This window comes from Novosphingobium album (ex Hu et al. 2023) (assembly GCF_022832385.1).
GTDB classification, from domain to species: domain Bacteria; phylum Pseudomonadota; class Alphaproteobacteria; order Sphingomonadales; family Sphingomonadaceae; genus Novosphingobium; species Novosphingobium album.
Genome location: NZ_JALHLE010000024.1, coordinates 43299 through 63288, shown reverse-complemented (window position 1 = coordinate 63288; position 19990 = coordinate 43299). Strand labels below are relative to the sequence as shown.

The 19990-nt window shown below is 63.7% G+C and carries 25 protein-coding genes; 14 read left to right on the top strand and 11 right to left on the bottom strand.

The window, feature by feature from the left end; translation table 11 throughout:
• Positions 1–6: 6 nt before the first annotated feature.
• The 3 genes from MTR64_RS15075 (at position 7) to MTR64_RS15065 (ending at position 3656) form a co-directional block, all read left to right on the top strand.
• Positions 7–1527 carry a fumarate hydratase gene (locus MTR64_RS15075; RefSeq protein ID WP_243995081.1) on the top strand — a complete coding sequence of 507 codons (1521 nt, stop codon included), beginning with the start codon at positions 7–9 and terminating at the stop codon, positions 1525–1527.
• A gap of 88 nt (positions 1528–1615) precedes the next feature.
• On the top strand, positions 1616–2908 hold the full coding sequence (locus tag MTR64_RS15070) for a sensor histidine kinase (RefSeq protein ID WP_243995079.1): 1293 nt from the start codon (positions 1616–1618) through the stop codon (positions 2906–2908).
• Complete coding sequence (locus tag MTR64_RS15065; protein WP_268740937.1) at positions 2901–3656, top strand: LytR/AlgR family response regulator transcription factor; 756 nt, start codon at positions 2901–2903, stop codon at positions 3654–3656. Before MTR64_RS15070 ends, MTR64_RS15065 begins: the two co-directional genes overlap by 8 nt.
• Before the next feature lie 82 nt (positions 3657–3738).
• Here the strand turns inward: MTR64_RS15065 and MTR64_RS15060 are convergent, their stop codons facing one another.
• Positions 3739–4056 (bottom strand): UrcA family protein, encoded by a 318-nt coding sequence (locus MTR64_RS15060; RefSeq protein ID WP_243995076.1) that lies wholly within the window; start codon positions 4054–4056, stop codon positions 3739–3741.
• A 266-nt stretch (positions 4057–4322) separates the two neighbouring features.
• Between MTR64_RS15060 and MTR64_RS15055 the strand changes: the two genes are divergently transcribed.
• Genes MTR64_RS15055 through MTR64_RS15045 form a run of 3 tightly spaced genes read left to right on the top strand, consistent with a single transcriptional unit; the run spans position 4323 to position 6375 of the window.
• A complete protein-coding gene (locus MTR64_RS15055; RefSeq protein ID WP_243995075.1) occupies positions 4323–4592 on the top strand; it encodes a hypothetical protein in 270 nt (89 codons plus the stop codon).
• A gap of 36 nt (positions 4593–4628) precedes the next feature.
• Positions 4629–5498 (top strand): diacylglycerol kinase family protein, encoded by an 870-nt coding sequence (locus MTR64_RS15050; RefSeq protein WP_243995074.1) that lies wholly within the window; start codon positions 4629–4631, stop codon positions 5496–5498.
• The gene (locus MTR64_RS15045) at positions 5488–6375 is read left to right on the top strand and encodes a metallophosphoesterase family protein (RefSeq protein WP_243995073.1); all 888 of its coding nucleotides are present in this window, start codon (positions 5488–5490) and stop codon (positions 6373–6375) included. Before MTR64_RS15050 ends, MTR64_RS15045 begins: the two co-directional genes overlap by 11 nt.
• 227 nt (positions 6376–6602) lie before the next feature.
• Here MTR64_RS15045 and MTR64_RS15040 read toward each other — a convergent pair whose 3' ends face one another.
• The 3 genes from MTR64_RS15040 to MTR64_RS15030 are packed head-to-tail and all read right to left on the bottom strand — an operon-like array spanning position 6603 to position 8269.
• Positions 6603–7313 (bottom strand): GIN domain-containing protein, encoded by a 711-nt coding sequence (locus MTR64_RS15040; RefSeq protein ID WP_243995072.1) that lies wholly within the window; start codon positions 7311–7313, stop codon positions 6603–6605.
• A gap of 25 nt (positions 7314–7338) precedes the next feature.
• Positions 7339–7905 (bottom strand): DUF1700 domain-containing protein, encoded by a 567-nt coding sequence (locus MTR64_RS15035; RefSeq protein WP_243995071.1) that lies wholly within the window; start codon positions 7903–7905, stop codon positions 7339–7341.
• Positions 7895–8269, bottom strand: a complete 375-nt coding sequence (locus MTR64_RS15030; protein ID WP_243995070.1) for a PadR family transcriptional regulator — start codon at positions 8267–8269, stop codon at positions 7895–7897. The genes MTR64_RS15035 and MTR64_RS15030 overlap by 11 nt, the downstream gene beginning before the upstream one ends.
• 400 nt (positions 8270–8669) lie before the next feature.
• On the opposite strand from MTR64_RS15030, the gene MTR64_RS15025 reads away from it, so the two are divergent.
• The gene (locus MTR64_RS15025) at positions 8670–9362 is read left to right on the top strand and encodes a hypothetical protein (protein WP_243995069.1); all 693 of its coding nucleotides are present in this window, start codon (positions 8670–8672) and stop codon (positions 9360–9362) included.
• Positions 9363–9456: 94 nt separating this feature from the next.
• On the opposite strand, the gene rpsI is transcribed toward MTR64_RS15025, so the two are convergent.
• From rpsI to MTR64_RS15005, 4 genes are all read right to left on the bottom strand, one after another.
• On the bottom strand, positions 9457–9969 hold the full coding sequence (gene rpsI, locus MTR64_RS15020; protein ID WP_243995067.1) for a 30S ribosomal protein S9: 513 nt from the start codon (positions 9967–9969) through the stop codon (positions 9457–9459).
• A complete protein-coding gene (gene rplM / locus MTR64_RS15015; protein WP_243995065.1) occupies positions 9969–10448 on the bottom strand; it encodes a 50S ribosomal protein L13 in 480 nt (159 codons plus the stop codon). Before rplM ends, rpsI begins: the two co-directional genes overlap by 1 nt.
• Positions 10449–10594: 146 nt before the next feature.
• Positions 10595–10933, bottom strand: a complete 339-nt coding sequence (gene cutA / locus MTR64_RS15010) for a divalent-cation tolerance protein CutA (RefSeq protein ID WP_243995063.1) — start codon at positions 10931–10933, stop codon at positions 10595–10597.
• Complete coding sequence (locus tag MTR64_RS15005; protein ID WP_243995061.1) at positions 10930–12024, bottom strand: COX15/CtaA family protein; 1095 nt, start codon at positions 12022–12024, stop codon at positions 10930–10932. Before MTR64_RS15005 ends, cutA begins: the two co-directional genes overlap by 4 nt.
• A gap of 137 nt (positions 12025–12161) precedes the next feature.
• Here MTR64_RS15005 and MTR64_RS15000 point away from each other — a divergent pair, with 137 nt between their 5' ends.
• The 5 genes from MTR64_RS15000 (at position 12162) to MTR64_RS14980 (ending at position 14788) form a co-directional block, all read left to right on the top strand.
• Positions 12162–12533 (top strand): MerC domain-containing protein, encoded by a 372-nt coding sequence (locus tag MTR64_RS15000; RefSeq protein ID WP_243995059.1) that lies wholly within the window; start codon positions 12162–12164, stop codon positions 12531–12533.
• Between the two features lie 16 nt (positions 12534–12549).
• The gene (gene thiS, locus MTR64_RS14995; RefSeq protein ID WP_243995058.1) at positions 12550–12774 is read left to right on the top strand and encodes a sulfur carrier protein ThiS; all 225 of its coding nucleotides are present in this window, start codon (positions 12550–12552) and stop codon (positions 12772–12774) included.
• Between the two features lie 3 nt (positions 12775–12777).
• Positions 12778–13167 carry a hypothetical protein gene (locus MTR64_RS14990; protein ID WP_243995056.1) on the top strand — a complete coding sequence of 130 codons (390 nt, stop codon included), beginning with the start codon at positions 12778–12780 and terminating at the stop codon, positions 13165–13167.
• A gap of 5 nt (positions 13168–13172) precedes the next feature.
• Positions 13173–13955: a bifunctional sulfur carrier protein/thiazole synthase protein gene (locus MTR64_RS14985; protein ID WP_243995214.1), complete on the top strand. Its 783-nt coding sequence runs from the start codon at positions 13173–13175 to the stop codon at positions 13953–13955.
• A gap of 305 nt (positions 13956–14260) precedes the next feature.
• Positions 14261–14788: a hypothetical protein gene (locus MTR64_RS14980; RefSeq protein ID WP_243995054.1), complete on the top strand. Its 528-nt coding sequence runs from the start codon at positions 14261–14263 to the stop codon at positions 14786–14788.
• 169 nt (positions 14789–14957) lie between these two features.
• Here the strand turns inward: MTR64_RS14980 and MTR64_RS14975 are convergent, their stop codons facing one another.
• Genes MTR64_RS14975 through MTR64_RS14965 form a run of 3 tightly spaced genes read right to left on the bottom strand, consistent with a single transcriptional unit; the run spans position 14958 to position 18243 of the window.
• Entirely contained in the window at positions 14958–15926 is a 969-nt protein-coding gene (locus MTR64_RS14975) for a quinone oxidoreductase family protein (protein ID WP_243995051.1), read from the bottom strand.
• Positions 15927–15957: 31 nt separating this feature from the next.
• Positions 15958–17538 carry an FMN-binding glutamate synthase family protein gene (locus MTR64_RS14970; RefSeq protein ID WP_243995049.1) on the bottom strand — a complete coding sequence of 527 codons (1581 nt, stop codon included), beginning with the start codon at positions 17536–17538 and terminating at the stop codon, positions 15958–15960.
• Positions 17539–17541: 3 nt separating this feature from the next.
• Positions 17542–18243 carry a dienelactone hydrolase family protein gene (locus MTR64_RS14965; RefSeq protein WP_243995047.1) on the bottom strand — a complete coding sequence of 234 codons (702 nt, stop codon included), beginning with the start codon at positions 18241–18243 and terminating at the stop codon, positions 17542–17544.
• 101 nt (positions 18244–18344) lie between these two features.
• Here MTR64_RS14965 and MTR64_RS14960 point away from each other — a divergent pair, with 101 nt between their 5' ends.
• Together MTR64_RS14960 and mnmE are read left to right on the top strand one after the other, a co-directional pair.
• Positions 18345–18614 carry a DUF6489 family protein gene (locus MTR64_RS14960; RefSeq protein WP_243995045.1) on the top strand — a complete coding sequence of 90 codons (270 nt, stop codon included), beginning with the start codon at positions 18345–18347 and terminating at the stop codon, positions 18612–18614.
• A 38-nt stretch (positions 18615–18652) separates the two neighbouring features.
• On the top strand, positions 18653–19930 hold the full coding sequence (mnmE, locus tag MTR64_RS14955) for a tRNA uridine-5-carboxymethylaminomethyl(34) synthesis GTPase MnmE (RefSeq protein ID WP_243995043.1): 1278 nt from the start codon (positions 18653–18655) through the stop codon (positions 19928–19930).
• Positions 19931–19990 lie beyond the last annotated feature (60 nt).

Sequence of the window (19990 nt, the reverse complement as noted above, 5' to 3'; positions counted from 1 at the left end):
TTGTCCATGGCCGAAATGGTGACCATCCGCGAAGACGACCTGATCGAGAGTGTCGCCGACGCCCTGCAATACATCAGCTATTACCACCCGATGGATTACATCCGTGCGCTGGGTGAAGCCTATGAGGCCGAGCAGGGTCCTGCCGCCAAGGACGCGATCGCGCAGATTCTCACCAACAGCCGTATGTGCGCCGAAGGGCATCGCCCGATCTGCCAGGACACCGGCATCGTCAACGTGTTCATCGAATGGGGCCAGAACTGCCGCCTCGAGTCTGATCGCTCGCTTCAGGACGTGGTCGATGAAGGCGTGCGCCGCGCCTACAACAATCCCGAGAACAAGCTGCGCGCCTCTGTTCTCGCCGATCCTGCCTTCACCCGACGCAACACCAAGGACAACACGCCTTGCGTGCTGTCGGTCAGCATGGTGCCGGGCTCGAAAGTCTCGGTCGACGTCGCTGCCAAGGGCGGCGGTTCGGAGAACAAATCCAAATTCAAGATGATGAACCCGAGCGATTCGATCGTCGACTGGGTGATCGAGATGCTGCCGCAGATGGGTGCCGGCTGGTGCCCGCCGGGCATGCTGGGCATCGGCATCGGCGGCACCGCCGAGCACTGCGTGAAGCTCGCCAAGCAGAGCCTGATGGACCCGATCGACATGGGTCAGCTCAAGGCGCGCGGCCCGCAGAACGACATCGAGGCGCTGCGCATCGAGATCTTCGACAAGGTCAACGCACTGGGCATCGGCGCGCAGGGACTGGGCGGGCTTTCGACCATCCTCGACGTCAAGATCATGGACTGGCCATGCCACGCTGCGGGCAAGCCGGTGGCGATGATCCCCAACTGTGCCGCGACCCGCCACGCGCACTTCACGCTCGATGGTTCGGGCCCGAAGTACCTCGAAAAGCCCAACCTCGCCGACTGGCCCGAGGTCGAGTGGAAGCCTAGCAAGGAAGCGATCCGCGTCGATCTCGACACGCTGACTCCCGAAATCGTCAAGAGCTGGAAGCAGGGCGACCGCCTGCTGCTCAACGGCAAGATGCTGACCGGCCGCGACGCCGCGCACAAGCGCATCCAGGACATGCTCGCCAAGGGCGAGGAGCTGCCGGTCGATTTCAAGGGCCGCGTGATCTACTACGTTGGCCCGGTCGATCCGGTGCGCGACGAAGTCGTCGGCCCGGCCGGCCCGACCACCGCGACGCGCATGGACAAGTTCATGGACATGATGCTCGATCAGGGCTTGCTGGCCTGCATCGGCAAGTCCGAACGCGGCCCTGCAGCGACCCAGTCGATCGCCAACCACCAGTCCGCCTATCTCATGGCGGTCGGCGGTGCGGCTTATCTTGTCGCGCGCGCGATCAAGGAAGCCAGGGTCGTCGGGTTCGAGGATCTGGGCATGGAAGCGATCTACGAATTCACCGTGCAGGACATGCCGGTGACCGTGGCGGTCGATTCGGAAGGCAAGAATGTCCACCAGCTGGCTCCACTGGTGTGGCAGGAAAAGATCGCGAAGGAAGGCCTGCTCGCCTGAGCACCGGCCTTCCTGATCGACGAAGGGCATATGCGCGCCGACCGGAAGGCTGGCGCGCAGCCCGGCATTCGCGATAAGCGAAGCGTTCATGATTGATGAAGCCGACACTCCGCGCGTCTCTGCGCGCCTTGTGCTGCTGTCGCTGGCGGCGTTGTGGGCGTGCTATTTTATCGTGGCGACGTTGCGCGGGGCCTTCATGGGCTTCGACTTCGCCTGGCCGATTATCTCGCGCCGCCTGACGATCTGCATTCTTTCGATGCTGGTGATGGCTGCGGTCTGGCCGCTGCTGCAACTGCTGGATCGCAAGTCGGGGCCGGTGCGGCTTGCGGTGGTGCTGGTCGGAGCATTGCCGCTATCGCTGCTGCTCAGCATCATCAATGACGCGATCTTTTCCGATATCGACGTCACGCAGGCCTATGGCGACGAAAACGATGTGGCGGCTATCAAGGCCGGCAATGTCCGCATTTCGCGCGATGAAGCCGGTAATATCCTGGTCGACCTGCCGAAAGTGCCGCCGGCACCGCCTGCCCCTCCTCGCGTTGGTGATACTGCGGCGCCTGAGGAAACCGGCGAACCGGAACTGGCGACCAAGGGATCGGCGATCACGATTCACACCGGCTCGGTGCTGGGCCAGAGCTACGCTCGCTGGGCGGCGATCGCGGACAATGCGTTCGGACGCTATTTCCTCGTTCTGGCCTGGGCCGCGCTCTATTTCGCGCTGGCCAAGGCCGAGGATGCACGCGCGGCGGAGCGGCGCGAGGGCGAATACCGGCGCGCGGCCGAGGCGGCGGAGCTGCGCAGCCTGCGTTATCAGGTCAATCCGCACTTCCTGTTCAACACGCTGAACTCGCTCTCCGCGCTGGTCATGACAGGACGGCAGGAAGACGCGGAAGAGATGATCCAGACGCTTTCGACGTTCTACCGCCGGACGCTTTCAGGCGATCCGACCAACGATTTGCGGCTGGCGGACGAGATCGAATTGCAGAAACTCTACTTCGCGATCGAGGCCGTGCGCTTCCCCAATCGATTGCTGACGCGAATTGATGTTGACCCGGAAGCTGTCAATGCGATGGTGCCGGGCATGATCCTGCAACCGCTCGTCGAAAATTCGGTCAAATATGCCGTTGCGGCCACCCAGCGGCCGGTGACGGTGGCCATCAAGGCCCGCCGCGAAGGCGGACAGCTCGTCATTGCCGTCAGCGACGATGGGCCGGGCAAGGACCGTGGACCCAAGGCGGAAGGATGCGGCATCGGGCTCAACAACGTCCGTGACCGTTTGCGTGCTCGTTTCGGCCAGGCTGGAACCCTGACGTCCGGAAAGCGGCCCGATGGCGGCTTCGAGACGGTTCTGCGCATGCCGCTGGAGCGCGGCCTTGTCTGAGATTGCACCGGCTGCGCCGCCCGAATTGAGCGCCCTGCGCGCGCTGATCGTCGATGACGAACCGCTTGCGGTCGAACGGATGCAGGTGATCTGTGCCCGGATCGATGGCGTCACCGTCGTCGGCACGGCCAGCGACGGCGAAGCGGCGTTGCGGCTGGTCGATGCGCTTACGCCGGATCTCCTGCTGCTCGACCTGACGATGCCGGGAACTGACGGACTTACTGTGGCCCGGCAACTCTCCGGCCGGGAAAATCCCCCTGCGGTGATTTTCGTGACCGCGCATGACGAGTTCGCCGTCGAGGCGTTCGATCTCGATGCCATCGACTATGTCCTCAAGCCTGTGGCGCCGGACCGCCTGGAGCGCGCCGTCAGCCGCGTTGTCGCGCGCCGGGGCCAGCGAACGGAATTGTCGAGCCAGTGGCTTTCGGAGTTCTGGGTGCCGCACCGTTCGGAACTGGTGCGCGTGCCCGCGCAAGACGTTCAGCGGATCGACGCGGAGAGGGATTACGTGCGGTTGCACGTGAACGGGCAGAGCTTTCTCCTGCTCCAGACTATCACCGGTCTGGAAGAGCGGCTCGATCCGCAGCAGTTCATTCGCATTCACCGCAGCTGCATCGTGCGCCGGGACTATGTTTCCGGCCTCAAGCACGAGGGTCTGGGCGTCTGGTCCGTCGAGACCGGTGATGGAGAGACCTTGCGGATCGGCCGCACCTATCTGCCGGCCGTTAAAAAAATGGCGGGCCGTTAAGCCCGCCAGTTTTTTTCCGGGTTTATTTTTTAGGGACCTGGAAAAACCGGTGAAGGGAAGGAGGCCACGTCCTTCCTGAGTATCAGCCACCCATGCGGCTTTCTTCACTGGCATTGTCGATGGCGGTGGCCATCACATCCTGCGCGCGGGCGGTGGCCTGCTTGTAGCAGGCGCGGGCCTGAGGGCTCGGCAGGCGCGACCCGGTGGTGTGCTGGTCCATGCCGCAGGCATTGCGGGCGGCGATGTCCAGGCGGCGTTCCAGCGTGTGCTGGCCTTCGGCCGTGGTCAGGTCGAGATCGGTATATTCCACGCGGACCTTGGTCTTCTCGGCGGCGAATGCCGGAGCGGTGGTCAGGGCGAGGCCAAGCAGGGCGGCGGCGATCGGGGCATTCTTGAACATGGTGATTTCCTCCTCTGGCGAGCCGTGCCGGGGGGTGCTTCCGGCTCGATGAGTGTGTTGTGCGCCACTCCTCCCCGCCATTCACGTGGAGGTCGATTGCCGGTCATCGACCCTCGACAAAGCGCAGGCGGGATGGACGAACGACATTTGTAGTCGACAAACGACATGCCCTTGTGGCGGTATCTGCACGGTCCGATTCGCTTGTGATTTGGTCCTTGCACGGCGGGTTCTGGTCAGGGGGAGGCTGGCGCGCTAGAAAAGAGACGATGCTGCCATTGCTCGTCGTTTTCTGTCTGGGTGTTTTCAACTTCGCCGCGCACAAGGCCGTGCTGGAAAGCGGGCATCCAATGCTGGCTCAGGTCCCCTGGTTGTTCAAGCCGCTGGGCGGCCGGCTGAGCCTGGTGGTCGAATTCGTCATGCTTCTCGGCGCGATGATCATGGCGGCTGCCGGATCGATGGGGTGGGCCTGGATCTATTTTCTCTACTCGGTGCTCAACGGCCTCTCTGCCTGGCTGATTTCGAGCGGCCGGGTCTAGCGGGAACTCCGCAGCGGATGACCGGTTTTTCTTCGCATGGAAGACTTGGATGACAACAGCGGCGTGCATGCCTGGCTCGTCTGCAATGCTGCCAGCGGCAGCAACGATGAAGAGGCCAGGGCGGGAGTGCAGTCCGCATTGGCCGAAGCGGGCTTTATGGTCGATCGCATCATAGCCTTTCCCGACGAACCATTGCCCGGACCAGCGGACCTGGACGCGGCCGGTGTCTCCATTCTCGCGGTGTTCACCGGGGATGGCTCGATTCATGAGGCTGTGGCGAATGTGGCCGGATGGCGCGGCGCGGTGCTGGTCTTGCCCGGCGGTACGATGAACATGCTGTCCAGGCGGATGCACGGCGACGCACAAGCGCCGGAGATAATTGCCCGCCTCGCAGGAGCGCCCTTGTGCCGCGTGCGTCCGCCGGTGATACGCACGCGCCATGGCACAGGGCTTACCGGGATTCTGGCCGGTCCCGGCACTATCTGGAACGAAGTTCGCGAGGCCATGCGCGCGGCCGATGTGCTGGAAATCGTTGCCACCACGCGCGAGGCGATCAGTCAATCCGCCAATGGTCCGAGGGTGGTGTGCGAGGAGGTCGACTGCGGGCGCGAGGAAGGCTATGCCGCGATCACTGTGACACCGCACGACGATGGCCTTGAAGCGAACGGCTACTATGCCGAATCGCTTGGCGACTACGCCGGGCAGGGGATTGCCCTGCTCAACCGCAACTTCCGCAACGGCCCGCACGATGAACTGGGTCGGCATGGCAAGATCCGGCTGGCATGCCCGGACGGCGAGCCCATGGGGCTGCTGATCGATGGCGAACCCTTCGATGGCGGTGCCGAAGAACTGTTCGAACCCGCGCTTTGCGAGGTCGATCTGGTGACGACGATCGATGCACGGTAAGGTTTCCGCGATGCCGCAACGCGCGCTCAGGCTGTTCCAGCTCAGCGACATTCACTTCGGGCTGGAAGACACGCGCGCGATTGCCTGGGCAAAAGAGTGCATTGTCCGCGAAAGGCCGGATGCCGTCGTCATTACCGGCGATCTCACGATGCGCGCGCGGCACCGGGAATTTCGCGCTGCCTGTAACTGGATCAATGCGCTCGACGTGCCGGTCACGGTCGAGGTGGGCAATCACGACATTCCCTACTTCAACCTCTACCAGCGCTTTTTCGCGCCTTACGACAGGTTTCGCGCGATCGAGAAGCTGGTCGAGACGGAGCTGGACCTGCCCGGTCTGGCGATCGTTCCGCTGCGCACGACAACGCGGGCGCAATACCAGCGCTTTCCCTGGTCGAATGGCTGGGTGACGGACAAGGCGCTGGCGGAATGCCTGGCCGCGATCGATGCGCATCCCGAAGGTACGCGCATTCTGGTGGCGGCTCACCATCCGCTGACCGAGCGGCGCGAGCGTGACGGCAAGCTGCTGACGATCAACGGCACGAGGGCGATGGAGGCACTGGCCGGGCGCAAGGTCATGGGCGTGCTGTCCGGGCATATCCATGATCCCTTCGATCTCACCGTGCAGACTGCCGCAGGCCCATTGCGCATGATCGGGGCGGGCACATTGTCGAAGCGTATCCGCTCGACACCTCCCAGCTTCAATGAGATCGTCATTGATGGCGATGGCCTGCGCGTCGAGGCCCGCAATCTGGAACATGTGGCGACACCGGACATGCAGATTGGCGGCGTGCCCGAAAATGCGCTGCCGCCGCGCGAGCGGGGTGAACCCGTTGCCCCGGTGGGCACGGTTCCGCTCGCCGATCCGCCGGTGCACTGATGCCAAGTCTCTGAGATGCTGACGCATCAGACCTGGAAAATGCTCAAGCGCTGCACGGCGTAACAAAGGCTCGATGAGTCAGGCTCATCGAGCCCTTGTATGACGCGGTCGTATCTGATCTGCACATGAAAAAGGCCGCGCCGTCGGGGGGAACGGCGCGGCCTTCTTTGTGGGACCGCCGGAGCAGGGGACACGCAATCTCCGGCGGCTCTCCTCCCTGATTTTGCTTAGTAATCGTGGTCGATCGAACCGATGCCGTTGATCTGGCTACGCAGCGTTTCAGGCTTGCGGACCAAGCTTACGTGGCCTGCGCCATTGATTTCGACATCGACCAGACCGCTGGCACCGATCGTGACATTACCGACGCCATCCATACGCACGGTGGCATCTTCGACGGCCAGCTTCTCGAGGTCGATGTTGCCGGCGCCTTCAGTGGTAACGAAGACCTTGCGGACCTTGCCGTCCGCTTCGAGGTTCACGGCGCCTTCCGACTTCAGCGTGAACCGGTCCTGTTGCAGGCCGGTGAGCGTCACGTCGCCTGGTGCGTCGAGGTCCAGCCCGGTGATTTCGGGTGCGGTGATCCGCACCTTGAGGCCGTGGCGCATGTGGACATTGCCGGGGACCGACAGGTGGCCGTTTTCCCAGACCAGACGGTCGACGACGTTGGCCGGACCGGAGACGACCATCTCGGCCTTGTCGCCCCGGGTGAAGCTGAGCTCCACCGGGATTTCCATGGCGAGCTGGGCGCCCGGGTCGACGGTGAAGCTGCGGCTCTTGCGGGGCCCTTGATCTTCGTCGTCCCCGATCGTCCATGACCAGCCGTCGCCTTCGGTGAAGGTCTTCTTCAGGCTGTCGCCGCCCACGACCCAGGCTGTGCTGAAAGCGACGATCGAGAGGATCACGCCGCTGGCGAATACGATGAGCAGTTTCCTGAACATCTTGTGGTTCCTTTCTTTCGTCTCGTCAGTCTTCGGAATGGATCGCGGGTTCGATCACGCGGTAGTGCAGCCGGCCGAACCACATGAGGGCATTGATGATCCAGATACTGATCAGGGTGAGCAGGGCGCCTGCGGCGACCGAAGCGCTCATGATGCCGAGGCCTCCAAGGATCGCGACGAGCCATCCTCCGGGAAAGCCGTTGAATGGCCCGACAATCAGCACGAAGCCGCCTGCGACGAAGCAGGATAGCACGGCCACGAACAGGCCGAAGACGACGCCGATGATCGGCAGAACAATCGGCAGCAGGATCAGGATGTCGATCGTCGCCAGACCCATGAAGGCGAGGATCGCGGCCCATGCGGAGGATGGCGAGCGGTCGCTTTCCCAGTTGCGGAAGCCGGCCTCGAAGCGGAGTTCGCGGGCCAGACGGGCCGGATTGCCGAGGGCAGCGGCGACCTCCTCTTCGCTGCGGCCCTCGGCCATGCCGGCCATGAAGTGGTCTTCGTAGTCGGCGGCGATCTCGTCGATATCGGCCTGCGGCATGCCCTTGAGGCCGGCCTTCAGGCGCTTGATGAACTCGTTACGCGTCATGGCTGGGTTCCCCTTCCTGAGCGGCGTTGGCGGGAGAAGTGGTCTGCGTATCGTCGATGAGGCTGTCGACGGCGGCGGTGAAGCCGCGCCATTCGCTGACCTGTGCGGCGAGCCGTGCACGGCCGGTCTCGGTGATGCAGTAATACTTGCGCGGCGGGCCCGAGGGCGATTCTTCCAGGTACGTCGTCACAAGGCCTTCGGACTGCATGCGGCGCATGAGCGGGTAGATCGTCCCTTCGCCCATATCGACTGCGTCCGCCATGCGACTCGCGATCTCGTAGGCGTAGCTGTCACCGCGTGACAGCAGGGCGAGCACGCACAGGCCGAGCACCCCTTTCTTCAACTGGATTTCGATTTCGGACATCGAATCAACTCCTGTGGATGAGGAGTGTATATTGCATGGTAGTGTATAATGCAAGGTACCAATTAAAGTGATATACAGATATTACGATAGGTACCATTTTAAGCATGGTATCATGCTTCACATCACTACAAAAAATCAGGTAATTATAGATGTTCATTAGAAAGAATGTCGGTGGTGGCGTGTCATCGTGGTCTGAGAAGAGCCTTGCCGGCCACGCGATTTCGGCTTGCGGTGTTGGAGTGTGTGTGCGGCATGCGGCCGATTCGCCGATCCGCCCGGGCGGTGGATGGGGTTCAGCGGGAGTCTGTTGCGATCAGGGCAGGTGAGGGCTGCGGCGTCTGGCGGCGTCTGTTTCCTGTCTGCCGGTCAGGGAGCCGGTCTTGTCGCGAGGGGTGGAACGATGCGCCGACACCTGTTTGCCTTTTCTCTCGTCCTGCAGGGCGTGCCGTATGTGGCTCATGCAGCCGAGACGAAGGCGGTGCAGGGCAACGCTGTCCTGCTTATGCCCGCGACGCTGGAATGGTCGATGTCGGACCGCACGGCGGTCGATCGTGCGAAATCCAGGGATCTGGTGACGGATAACGACGACGCCGGGCTCGGTGTGGAGTTCCTGTCGTTGCGATCGAATCTGGCGACGAGCGCAGCGCTGGGCCCTGACCGCATGAAAATGCACGTGCGCGAACTCCGGATCGGGGGCTGGCACGATCTCGGAATGGACGCTGTCCTGCGCATTCATGCCCTTGCCGGGGTAACCAGCCGGTTCGATCGGGATTCACCGGTGTCCACGCGCAAGACGCGGAGCAGCAACATGGCCGTCGAAGCGGCCGTCGAATATGCGGGCGGCTGGCAGCTCAGAGGCGGATGGTTCGCACAGGGCGGCTGGGGTGGGCACTCGCTTGCAGGTGATGCCGCGCGGATGGCGAATGGCGAGCCTGCCGCGGCCAGGGGCATGCGTCTGGCGCTGCAGATGCCTTCTCTATCGGGTGGGCCGGCGGTGAGCATCGAGGCGGTGACCGGGACCAAGGGAGTGTCCGGCGGCATGCCGCTGGCGCATCGCGGCGAAATCGCCCTGAAACTCGCGGCCGCATTCTGAGCGTATCTGCACCGGTCCGCTGCGAGAGCCGCGCAACGAAAAAGGGCCGCGGTTTCCCGCGACCCCTTTCGGTAGCCGGAGCTCTGCGAAACGCTTAGCGCTTCGAGAACTGGAAGCTGCGGCGTGCCTTGGCGCGGCCGTACTTCTTACGCTCGACCACGCGGCTGTCGCGGGTGAGGAAACCGGCGGCCTTGACGGCAGCACGCAGGGCGGGCTCGTACTTGGCGAGGGCCTGCGAAATGCCGTGCTTCACGGCGCCGGCCTGACCCGACAGACCGCCACCCTTGACGGTGGCGACGACGTCGTACTGGCCTTCACGGGCGCCAACCACGAAGGGCTGGTTGATCACGAGGCGCAGGGTCGGACGAGCGAAGTAGACTTCCTGGTCGCGGCCATTGACGGTAACCTTGCCGGTGCCCGGCTTGATCCACACGCGGGCCACGGCGTCCTTGCGACGGCCGGTGGCGTAGGCGCGGCCCTGGGCGTCGAGTTCCTGATCGCGCAGCGGTGCGTTGGAAACGGGAGCGGCGGTGACGGTTTCGTCAGCCACGGCGCCGGCGATGTCCGCGAGATCGGACAGGCTGGAGACGGTATCGGTGTCGGACATTACGCGCCCACCTTGTTCTTGCGGTTCATGGAAGCGACGTCGAGCGGCTGCGGCTGGGTGCCGCCGTGCGGGTGCTCGGTGCCGGCATAGAGGTGCAGGGCACGCATCTGGGCGCGGCCGAGCGGACCACGGGGGATCATGCGCTCAACGGCCTTTTCGAGGACGCGCTCGGGGAAGCGGCCGGCGAGAACCTTGTCCGCGGTCACTTCCTTGATGCCGCCGGCATAGCCGGTGTGCTTGTAGTAGGTGTGCTGCTTGAGCTTGTTGCCGGTGAACTTCACCTTGTCGGCGTTGATCACGACGACGTGATCGCCGCAATCGACGTGCGGGGTGAAGCTTGGCTTGTGCTTGCCGCGGAGCAGGTCGGCGACGATGACCGCGAGACGGCCAACCACCAGACCTTCGGCATCGATCAGATGCCACTTCTTTTCCACCTCGGCCGGCTTGATCGACCGGGTGACCTTCGTGAGCGCCTTCATGGCTGGTCTATCCCTATGTTTCGGTCGCGCTGCCAAGGAATCGCCGGACTGACGAATCTTCCGCCGCGCGGGAAGGCGGCCAATTCGTCGAAATGTGGCGCTAAGTCAAGCATACTGCGGGATCGCAGAGAGGTAAAATAATACCGTCAAGCTTTCGCGGTGATGCCGGTCAGCCATGTGAGGGTGCCGGGGGACGCTGTTTCGCAGTGCCAGCCGAGAACGGCCGGTTCGTCATAGGGGTGCAGTTCGGTGAGCCGCAGGACCGCGCGGCCAAGCAGGTCGGTGTTGGTCTTCAGGAGCGTGCCGGTTTCGCGCTCGGTGTCCCTTTCCCCGTTCCAGGCAAAGACCAAGGTCATGTCCGGCAGCACGTTGCCGCAGGCGATGAGGCCTTCGTCGAGAAGAATGTGGATGGCCCCGAGAGCCTCTTCCTTGCCGGGGAAGGGGCACCAGATCAGTGCCGCGCCGGGCCCTTTCGGTTCGCTCACGGCGCGCTCAGGGCGTTTACCGGATCGCGGCGACCCAGCGCGTGCGCACCCCATACGGTTGCCGCAACGAGCAGCGCGCCGCACAACTGGTGCGAGACGGCGAGCCACAGCGCCACACCGGACCAGATCGTGCAGATGCCGAGGATCACCTGCGCTCCGAAGGCGCTGTGAATGGCCACGGAAGCCAGCCGCTGGCGCCGCGCGCGCAGGCGGCGGCCCATGACGATCAACAAAAGGACCACGACCCAGGCCCACCAGCGGTGGATGAAATGGGTGAAATAGGGATCGCTGAACAAGGTGTGCCCGAGCCCGGCGGTCCATTCGACTCCTTCGGGGAACAGGCGGCCCTGCATCAGTGGCCAGGCGTCCAGGCTGAACCATCCGGCGCCCGCGACGTATCCGGCGCGTAGCCCGGCCACCATGGCCCCCATGAACAACTGGAAGAAGAGGGCGGTCAGCGCCATCGTGGCAAAGCCGGTCAATCGGGCAGGCGGCTCGCCGCGGGCAAGTGCCTTGAGGTCCAGTGCGGTCCAGACAAGGCCGCCGAGTGTCGTGAGGGCCACGAGCAGGTGCGCCGCGAGGCGGAAATGGCTGACGCGGTCCGCTGCTTCGGGCGTGAGGCCGGAGGACACCATCCACCACCCGACTGCGCCCTGCAGCCCGCCGAGGGCGAGCAGGGCCAGCAGGCGCGGCTTGTAGCCGAGCGGGATGGTGCGCTTGTACCAGAACCATGCCAGTGGCAGCGCGAAGGCAAGGCCGATCAGGCGTGCGAGCAGGCGGTGGGCCCATTCCCAGAAATAGATGAATTTGTATTGCGCCAGCGTCATCCCGGCCGGGCCATTGACGTCGAGATATTGCGGGATCTTCCTGTAACCGGCGAATTCGGTTTGCCACTGCGCCTCGGTCAGCGGCGGAATGGCGCCGGTGATCGGTTTCCACTGCGTGATCGAGAGGCCCGATTCGGTGAGGCGCGTGATGCCGCCGATGGCCACGATAAGCACGACCAGCGTCGCGACGAACAGCAGCCATCGCACCATGGGCGCAATGTCGTCAGATGTGCCGATAAGGGGACGACCGTCCGGAACTCTCATGCTTTTTCGACTTTCATGATCCTATTCCCTGCGATTTCCCCGTGCCTTACGCAAGGGGGGCTGCGCAAGGCCGTTCGCGTGCAGTGGCATGCGGGACGGGTCTTGAATGATGATACAACATAACATACATGACCCCCATGCGCAGGACATTCCTATCGATTCGAGACCGGCTGGACGGGACGGGGATCATTCTGAGCGGGTTGTGCATGGTGCATTGCCTGCTCGGCGCCGTGCTTGTCGGTGTGCTGGGACTGGGCGGTGGTGTTCTGCTGTCTCCGGCCATTCACCGGGTCGGACTGGCACTGGCGCTGGTGGTTGGCCTGGTCTCGCTCGGTTTCGGTGTGATGCGCCATGGCCGCGTCGGCCCGCTGGTGCTGGGTGGCCTCGGACTTGCACTGATGGCCGCGGCGATCCTGGTCGGGCACGGGTTGCCCGAAGCCGTGCTGACGGTGATGGGTGTCTCTCTGGTGGCTTTCGCGCACATTCGGAACTTGCACGCCGCCTGCTGAACGCTATCTGCGGTGCATGGCACTGGAAACTTCTGGCGAACTCCTGCTCACCGTCAACGGCGAACTGCGCCGGATTGCGTCCGGCGCGTCGATCGCGGATCTGGTGTCCAGTCTCGGGCTTGATCCGCAGAAGGTCGCAGTCGAGCACAACGCCGAGATCGCTCCGCGCTCGATGTTGCCCGAAATCACGCTGTCGGATGGCGACGTGCTGGAAATCGTCCACTTCGTCGGCGGAGGCTGAGCCGTGCTGAAGGCCTACAACTGCCGGGCGGACGGCCCGGCGCAAGAACTTGGGCAGATGGATCTGAAAGGCGCGCTTGCCCTGGTCGATGCCCACTGGGCTTTTGCCGACGACGTCTGCGAGACGGACGATGAGGCCGTCGAAAAGAGCATGTTCGGCTTCTACCGCGACGATGAAGACTTCATCGAGATTGAGATTGTGTCGTCCAGCCTGATCACCGTGCGCCATGAACCGGAGCGCGACGGGTTTATCGGCAAGATCTTCGGCCGCCGCGAATGGCTGATCCACCTGCATGAGCGGGAGGAACTGGATGCCATTGTGAAGGCCTATTTTACCAGTACCCAGGCAGGCCTCGAGGCCATGCAGAGCTATCCCAACGAGGCATTAGAATGAACGAGATGACCAAGACCGTCGCCGATACCTGGACGGTTGCCGGCCGGACTTTTACGTCGCGCCTGATCGTGGGAACCGGAAAGTACAAGGATTTCGCGCAAAACGCGGCGGCGGTGGAAGCCTCGGGCGCCGAAATTGTCACCGTTGCCGTGCGCCGGGTGAACATTTCCGATCCCAAGGCGCCGATGCTGACAGACTACATCGATCCCAGGAAGATCACCTACCTGCCCAATACCGCCGGTTGCTTCACCGCCGATGACGCGATCCGCACGCTGCGTCTGGCGCGCGAGGCGGGTGGCTGGGATCTGGTGAAGCTGGAAGTGCTGGGCGAGGCGCGCACGCTCTATCCGGACATGCGCGAGACGCTGAAGGCCTGCGAAGTGCTGGCGAAGGAAGGCTTCGCGCCGATGGTCTACTGCGTGGATGATCCGATCGCGGCCAAGCAGCTCGAGGAAGCGGGCGCGGTGGCGATCATGCCGCTGGGCGCACCGATCGGCTCGGGCCTCGGTATCCAGAACAAGGTGACCGTGCGCCTGATCGTCGAAGGCGCCAATGTGCCGGTGCTGGTCGATGCCGGTGTCGGCACGGCATCCGACGCGGCTGTGGCGATGGAACTGGGCTGCGACGGCGTGCTGATGAACACGGCGATTGCCGAGGCGAAGGACCCGCTTCGCATGGCTCGCGCGATGAAGCTGGCCGTGGAGGCCGGGCGCGATGCCTATCTGGCCGGGCGCATGGCGACGCGGCGTTATGCAGATCCGTCGAGCCCGCTGGCTGGCCTGATCTGAGTGCGAATTGTCACTGGTCTTATGGATGGTAACGGGCCCGGTGATTATCGTTACCGCGCGCCGCCTGGACTGTTGGCCGGGAGGACGGGCTTTTCGTAAAGCCATCGAGTTCGTGAACGGGCGGGTTGCCGCAAAACCCGGCCATTGCCATGGTTAACGCAATAGTTTCCAATTGCTTACCGCTCCGCGCGTACACAAACCGCCACATAGTTAACCACTTCGTAACCGCCACAATGGTTAATTGTGATTCGAGAAGGGGGATCCTTCGAATTGCAGTTAGGACGGTCACGGGGGCTCTTACGACCATGACTTATGCGGGAACGGCAACTCTAACGATTAGCGAATTGCGCGAGTTTGCCAGTTTTACGGCTTGCGAGCAGCGTTATATCCGCCGCAGCCTGGATATCGGGCTGGGCCGTCAGGATGCTTTCAAGCTCTGGGGCCGCGACGATGCTGAGATGTCGTCCATCCGCGGCCAGTACATTGCCTATCAGGACCTCAAGGTGCTGCGCACGATGCGCCCCGACGATATCGGGTTCGAGGATCTCGAGGCCTTCATGGGCAAGCTGGTGCGGATGGCCGCGTTTGATCTGGCTCAGGACAGAATCGTCAGCTTCTCCGCTTTCCGCTTCCTCTACGAGCGTCTGCTTGGTGCCTGGGTTCGTCCCTGGCTGCCGGGTGCCTTTTGTGGCGCCGCCGCGCTGCCGCAGATCCGGCCCGACCGGCGCAAAAAACTCCTCCACTCGATCAGCGAAGCCGCCGCCACTGCGCCAGGCTGGTCGGAGCGAGAACCGAGCTTCTATCCCGAGTTCATCGAGAAGGAAGCCGCCTGATATCTTCGCAAAGCCTGGTCAAATTGGACGGCTGCTAAGCGGCACGAAGTTTGATCTGGTCTCACGCTAGGAACACGAAACGCGCTGGTTGTTACCAGCGCGTTTCGTGTTTTTGGAGCTGACGGTGGGGATAGCAGGTGGATTAATGACAACGCTGTGCCGGATGACCCTACGGCAGCAGCACGGTCGAGCCGGTGGTTTCGCGGTTCTCCAGCGCCTTGTGGGCCTGTGCCGCCTCTTCCAGTCTCCAGGTCTGGCCGATGTACGGTGTGAGCACGTCGCTGGCGATGCGATCAAACAGTTTCGCGGCGCTGGCAGCCAGCATGTCCGGCGTGGCGATGTAGTCGGCGAGGGTAGGGCGCGTGGCGCAGAGCGAGCCGCCGCGCATCAGGTCGAGCAGGCCGATCGGCGGAACCGCACCCGAAGCATTGCCGTAGCTTACCATCATGCCCCGGCGGCGCAGGCAGGCGAGCGAGGCGTCCCACGAGGCGGCGCCCACGCCGTCATAGACCACGTGGCACATGGCGTTACCGGTGATGGCGCGCACCTGTTCCGGTAAATCCTTGAAGTCACAGGATAGAGAGTGCTCCGCAGGCACCTGAGCGGCCTTTTCCGGCGATCCGCAATGCGCGATTACCGTCACGCCTTTGTCGAGCAGCCAGGGCACCAGCAGCGAGCCTACACCGCCCGCTGCCGAATGGACGAGCGCGACCTGCCCGGCGCTTGCGGGGAAAGTGTCCTCTGCCAGATAGCAGGCGGTCAGCCCCTTGAGCATCACCGCGGCAGCCGTCTCGGGCGCGATGCCGTCAGGGATGCGCATGGCCTTGTCCGCCGGGATCAGCCGGTGCGAGGCATAGGCGCCGCCGTTCTGCGTCGTGCCCACGCGCTCGCCCACTGCAAAACCGTTCACGCCTTCGCCCAGCGCCACGATGCGACCCACGCTTTCCGAGCCGAGCGTGATGGGCAGGGCATCGGGATAGAGTCCCTTGCGGTAGTAGGTGTCGATGAAATTGAGCCCCACCGCTTCGGTTTCGATCAGCACTTCGCCGGGACCGGGGGAGGGGACCGTGAAGTCTTCGCGCTCGATCACTTCGGGTCCGCCGTGGGACCGGACGATCATGCGGTATCCCTGAGTCATGGCTAAGGTCTTTCGTCTTGGCAGTAGGGGATCAGAGAACGCGGCGGAAGGTTTCGGCTCGTGCCACGTTCCAGGCATGGGCATACTGGGTCGAGCCCGGATCGGCCAGAAGCTGGCCGGGCTTCACGAAGTGGTAGACCTCGTCGAGCGCCCCGGCCTTGGCGCTGTCGATCCGCTGGTACATGTCGTGCTGGGTCAGGTCCCACGGGCTGTCGTAGCCCATCGCGACGACGATCTCGCGCAGCGCCTTGAGCGTTTCCTTCTGGAACCGCGCCACGCGTTCGGCCTTGTCGTCGACGACGAGACCCTTCTGGCGCCAGGGCACCTGCGTGGCGATGCCGGTGGGGCATTCGCCGGTGTGGCACTTCATCGACTGGACGCAGCCCAGCGAGAACATGAAGGCGCGGGCAGCATTGCACCAGTCAGCTCCCAGCGCGAAGGCGCGGGCCATACCGGCGCCCGAATGGATCTTGCCCGAAGCGCCAAGGCGGATGCGGTCCTTGAGGTTGGCGCCGACGAGCGCATTACGCATCAGGATCAGCCCTTCGCGCAGCGGCATGCCGACATTGTCGGTCAGTTCCTGCGGTGCGGCGCCGGTGCCGCCCTCGGCCCCGTCGACGACGATGAAATCGGGCGTGATGCCGGTTTCGAGCATGGCCTTGACGATCGCCATGACTTCGTGGGGCTGGCCGACGCAGAGCTTGAATCCGGCCGGTTTGCCGCCCGACAGCTCGCGCAACTGCGCAACCCATTCGAGCAGTTCGATGGGGGTCGAGAAAGTCGAGTGCGAAGGTGGCGAGATGCAGCTTTCGCCGACATCGACCCTGCGGGCTTCGGCAATCTCAGGCGTGACCTTGGCACCGGGCAACATGCCGCCGTGGCCGGGCTTGGCGCCCTGACTCAGCTTGATCTCGACCATCTTGACCTGATCCTGCTGCGCCTGTTCGGCGAAGAGGTCGGGGTTGAAGCGGCCGTCCCTGTGGCGGCAGCCGAAATAGCCGCTGCCCAGTTCCCAGATCAGGTCGCCGCCGTGCTTGCGGTGATAGCGGCTGATCGATCCTTCGCCGGTGTCGTGCGCGAAACCGCCCAGCGCCGCACCCTTGTTCAGTGCTTCGATCGCATTGGCTGACAGCGAACCAAAGCTCATGGCCGAGATGTTGAGCAGGGCAGTGTGATAGGGTTTGGCGCAATCGCTGCCGCCAACCCTGACGTGCCAGGTCTCCGGCGCTTCTTCATTGGGCGTGATTGAATGGCCGAGCCATTGATATTCATCCGAATAGACGTCTAGCTCGGTACCCATCGGGTGTGTCGAGATGTCGCCCTTGGCGCGGGCATAGACCAGACTGCGTTCGTCGATAGTAAAGGGGCGGCCTTCGCGATCGCTCTCGACGATATAGGTGCGCAGGTAAGGACGCAGGTCCTCGAACAGCCATCGCACGCGGGCTATCACTGGGTAGTTGCGTCGCAGGGCGTGGCGGTTCTGCAGAAAATCCCAGAGCGTCAGCAGCAGCACGGGGACGAGGAATGCGAGCATCCAGCGCAGTGGAGGAAGCAGCCAGCAGACGGTCGTGATCGCCACGACCGCCAGCGGTACGGCATAGCGCGGTGCCATGGATTAGCCCAGGTGCTCCGCGAAGAAGGCCTCGGTGCGACTGTCGGCCAGTGCGGCTCCGGCCTCGTCCCGGCGGGAGCCGATCTCGGCGGCGAAGCCGTGGTCGAGCCCGTCGTAGTCGTAGAGTATTACGCGGGCATGATCGTCGAGCCCTTCGTGCATGGCCTTCTGCGCTTCGGGCGGAACGAACCCATCGGCGGTCGGCACGTGAAGCAGGAGCGGCCTGGCGATCGCGTGCTTCTCGTTGAGCATCTGGTCTATGCCCACGCCATAATAGCCGACCGAGGCGTCGACGTCGGTGCGGGCGGCGACCATGTAGGCGACCTTGCCGCCCATGCAGTAGCCGACCAGACCAACCTTGGGCACACCCGCTTCGCGGCGGATCCAGTGGATTACGGCCTCGAGATCGCGAATGCCCAGGTTGAAATCGTGCTTCATCATGAGCGCGATGGCCTGCTGGAACTCTTCGGGCTTGTCGGCGTCGAGTTCTACGCCCGGCTCCTGCCGCCAGAAGGCATCCGGAGCCACTGCGAGATAGCCTTTGGCGGCCCAGCCGTCGGCTTTCTTGCGGATGCCGGCATCCACGCCGAAAACTTCCTGCTGGACGATCACTGCGCCGCGCGGGGTGCCTTCGGGCCGGACCACGTAGGCCGGAATCATGCCGTCGCCATCAAGCGTGGGGATTTCGGTGTTGGTCGTGGCCATGAGTCTCTCCTGCATCTGGTTTGTGCTGTGTTAGGCTCTTGCAATGGACTTTGTGAAGCGCATGTGTCAGCTATGGCAAAGAAATCCAAGGGGAGGCCCGGATGAAGGTCAATGTCGAGGTTGAATGTTCGCCGGAGGAAGCACGCCGCTTTCTGGGGCTGCCCGATGTGACCAAGGCCAACGAAGTCTACGTCGATGCGCTCACCAGTGCAATGCAGGGCGCGGGCAGTTTCGACCAACTCCAGGAACTGACCAAGCAGATCGCCCCCATGGGCGAGTTCGGGCTGAAGATGTTCCAGAAGTTCCTCGAGAGTGGCGTTGCCATGGCCATGAGCGGGACCGGCGGGTCTTCCTCGGGCAAGTCCAAGTAGGATTGATCGCACCCGAAGCCGGGTGAACGGTTAGCGCTATGGCCGATACGATTTTCGCGCTCTCAAGCGGTTCACCGCCTGCGGCCATCGCCGTCGTCAGGATAAGCGGGCCGCAGGCAGGTGCCGCGCTGGCAGCACTGGCGGGCGATCTGCCGAAGTCGCGTATGGCGACTTATCGGACCTTGCGTGTTTCACGTGGAACAGTGCTCGATCAGGCACTGGTGCTCTGGTTTCCCGGTCCGCGTACAGCGACGGGAGAGGACCTCGCAGAGCTGCACCTGCATGGGGGCAGGGCGGTTGTTGCTGCAGTGGAAGTGGCACTAGCGGACATGCCTGGACTGCGCCGTGCCGAGCCGGGGGAGTTTACCCGCCGGGCCTTTGCCCATGGCCGCATTGATCTGGCGGAGGCCGAAGGGCTTGCCGATCTGCTCTCCGCCGAGACCGAACTGCAACGTCGCTCTGCCATTGCCATGGCGGGCGGGGCCTTCTCGCGGCAGGTCGAGGACTGGCGCGAGCGTGTGCTGGCGGCTTCCGCGCAAGTCGAGGCCGTGCTCGATTTCGGTGATGAAGATGACGTTGCCGAACTGCCGTCAGATTTTGCCGAGAGGCTCGAACGCCTCGCCGGAGAGTTGTCGGACTGGCTCTCCCGTCCGCGGGCCGAGGCGCTGAAGGAGGGCTTCCGGGTCGTGCTCGCAGGACCACCCAACGCTGGCAAGAGCACGCTGTTCAATGCGCTGGTTGAGGATGAGGCGGCCATCACTGCGCCGCTGGCCGGAACGACGCGGGACGTGCTCACCCGCGCTGTGGCGATCGGCGGTGTGCCTTTTGTCTTTGCCGACACGGCCGGCCTTCGTGATGAGTCTGGCGACGAGATCGAGGTAATTGGTATTGCCCGAGCGCGGGCTGCACTGGATCGGGCGGACCTCGTGCTGTGGCTCGGGCCAGAGGGCGAAGGACCTGCAGGCTGCTGGGAGGTCGCGGCGCAATGTGATCGGGACGCGTTGGCGGGCAAGGCTCATCCGCGCCATCGTGTTTCCGCCGTGACCGGGGAAGGGCTAGTCGGTCTGCGGCGGGACCTTATTGGCACGGCCGCTCGGGCGATGCCACGGCCGGGCGATGCTGCACTCAACCAGCGCCAGCATGCTTTGCTTGCGCAGGCGGAGGGGGTGTTGCGCGATGCCTTGCGTGAGACCGATCCCTTGCTTGTGGCCGAGGCCCTGCGACTGGTTCGGGTGGCGTTCGATTCTCTGATCGGGCGGGCGACAACCGAAGACATGCTCGATGCGCTGTTCGGACGGTTCTGCATCGGGAAGTAAGTGCGGTGTTTCACGTGAAACACGCGAAGCGGCTTTGACGAGAATCCTGCTCTGGGGTAT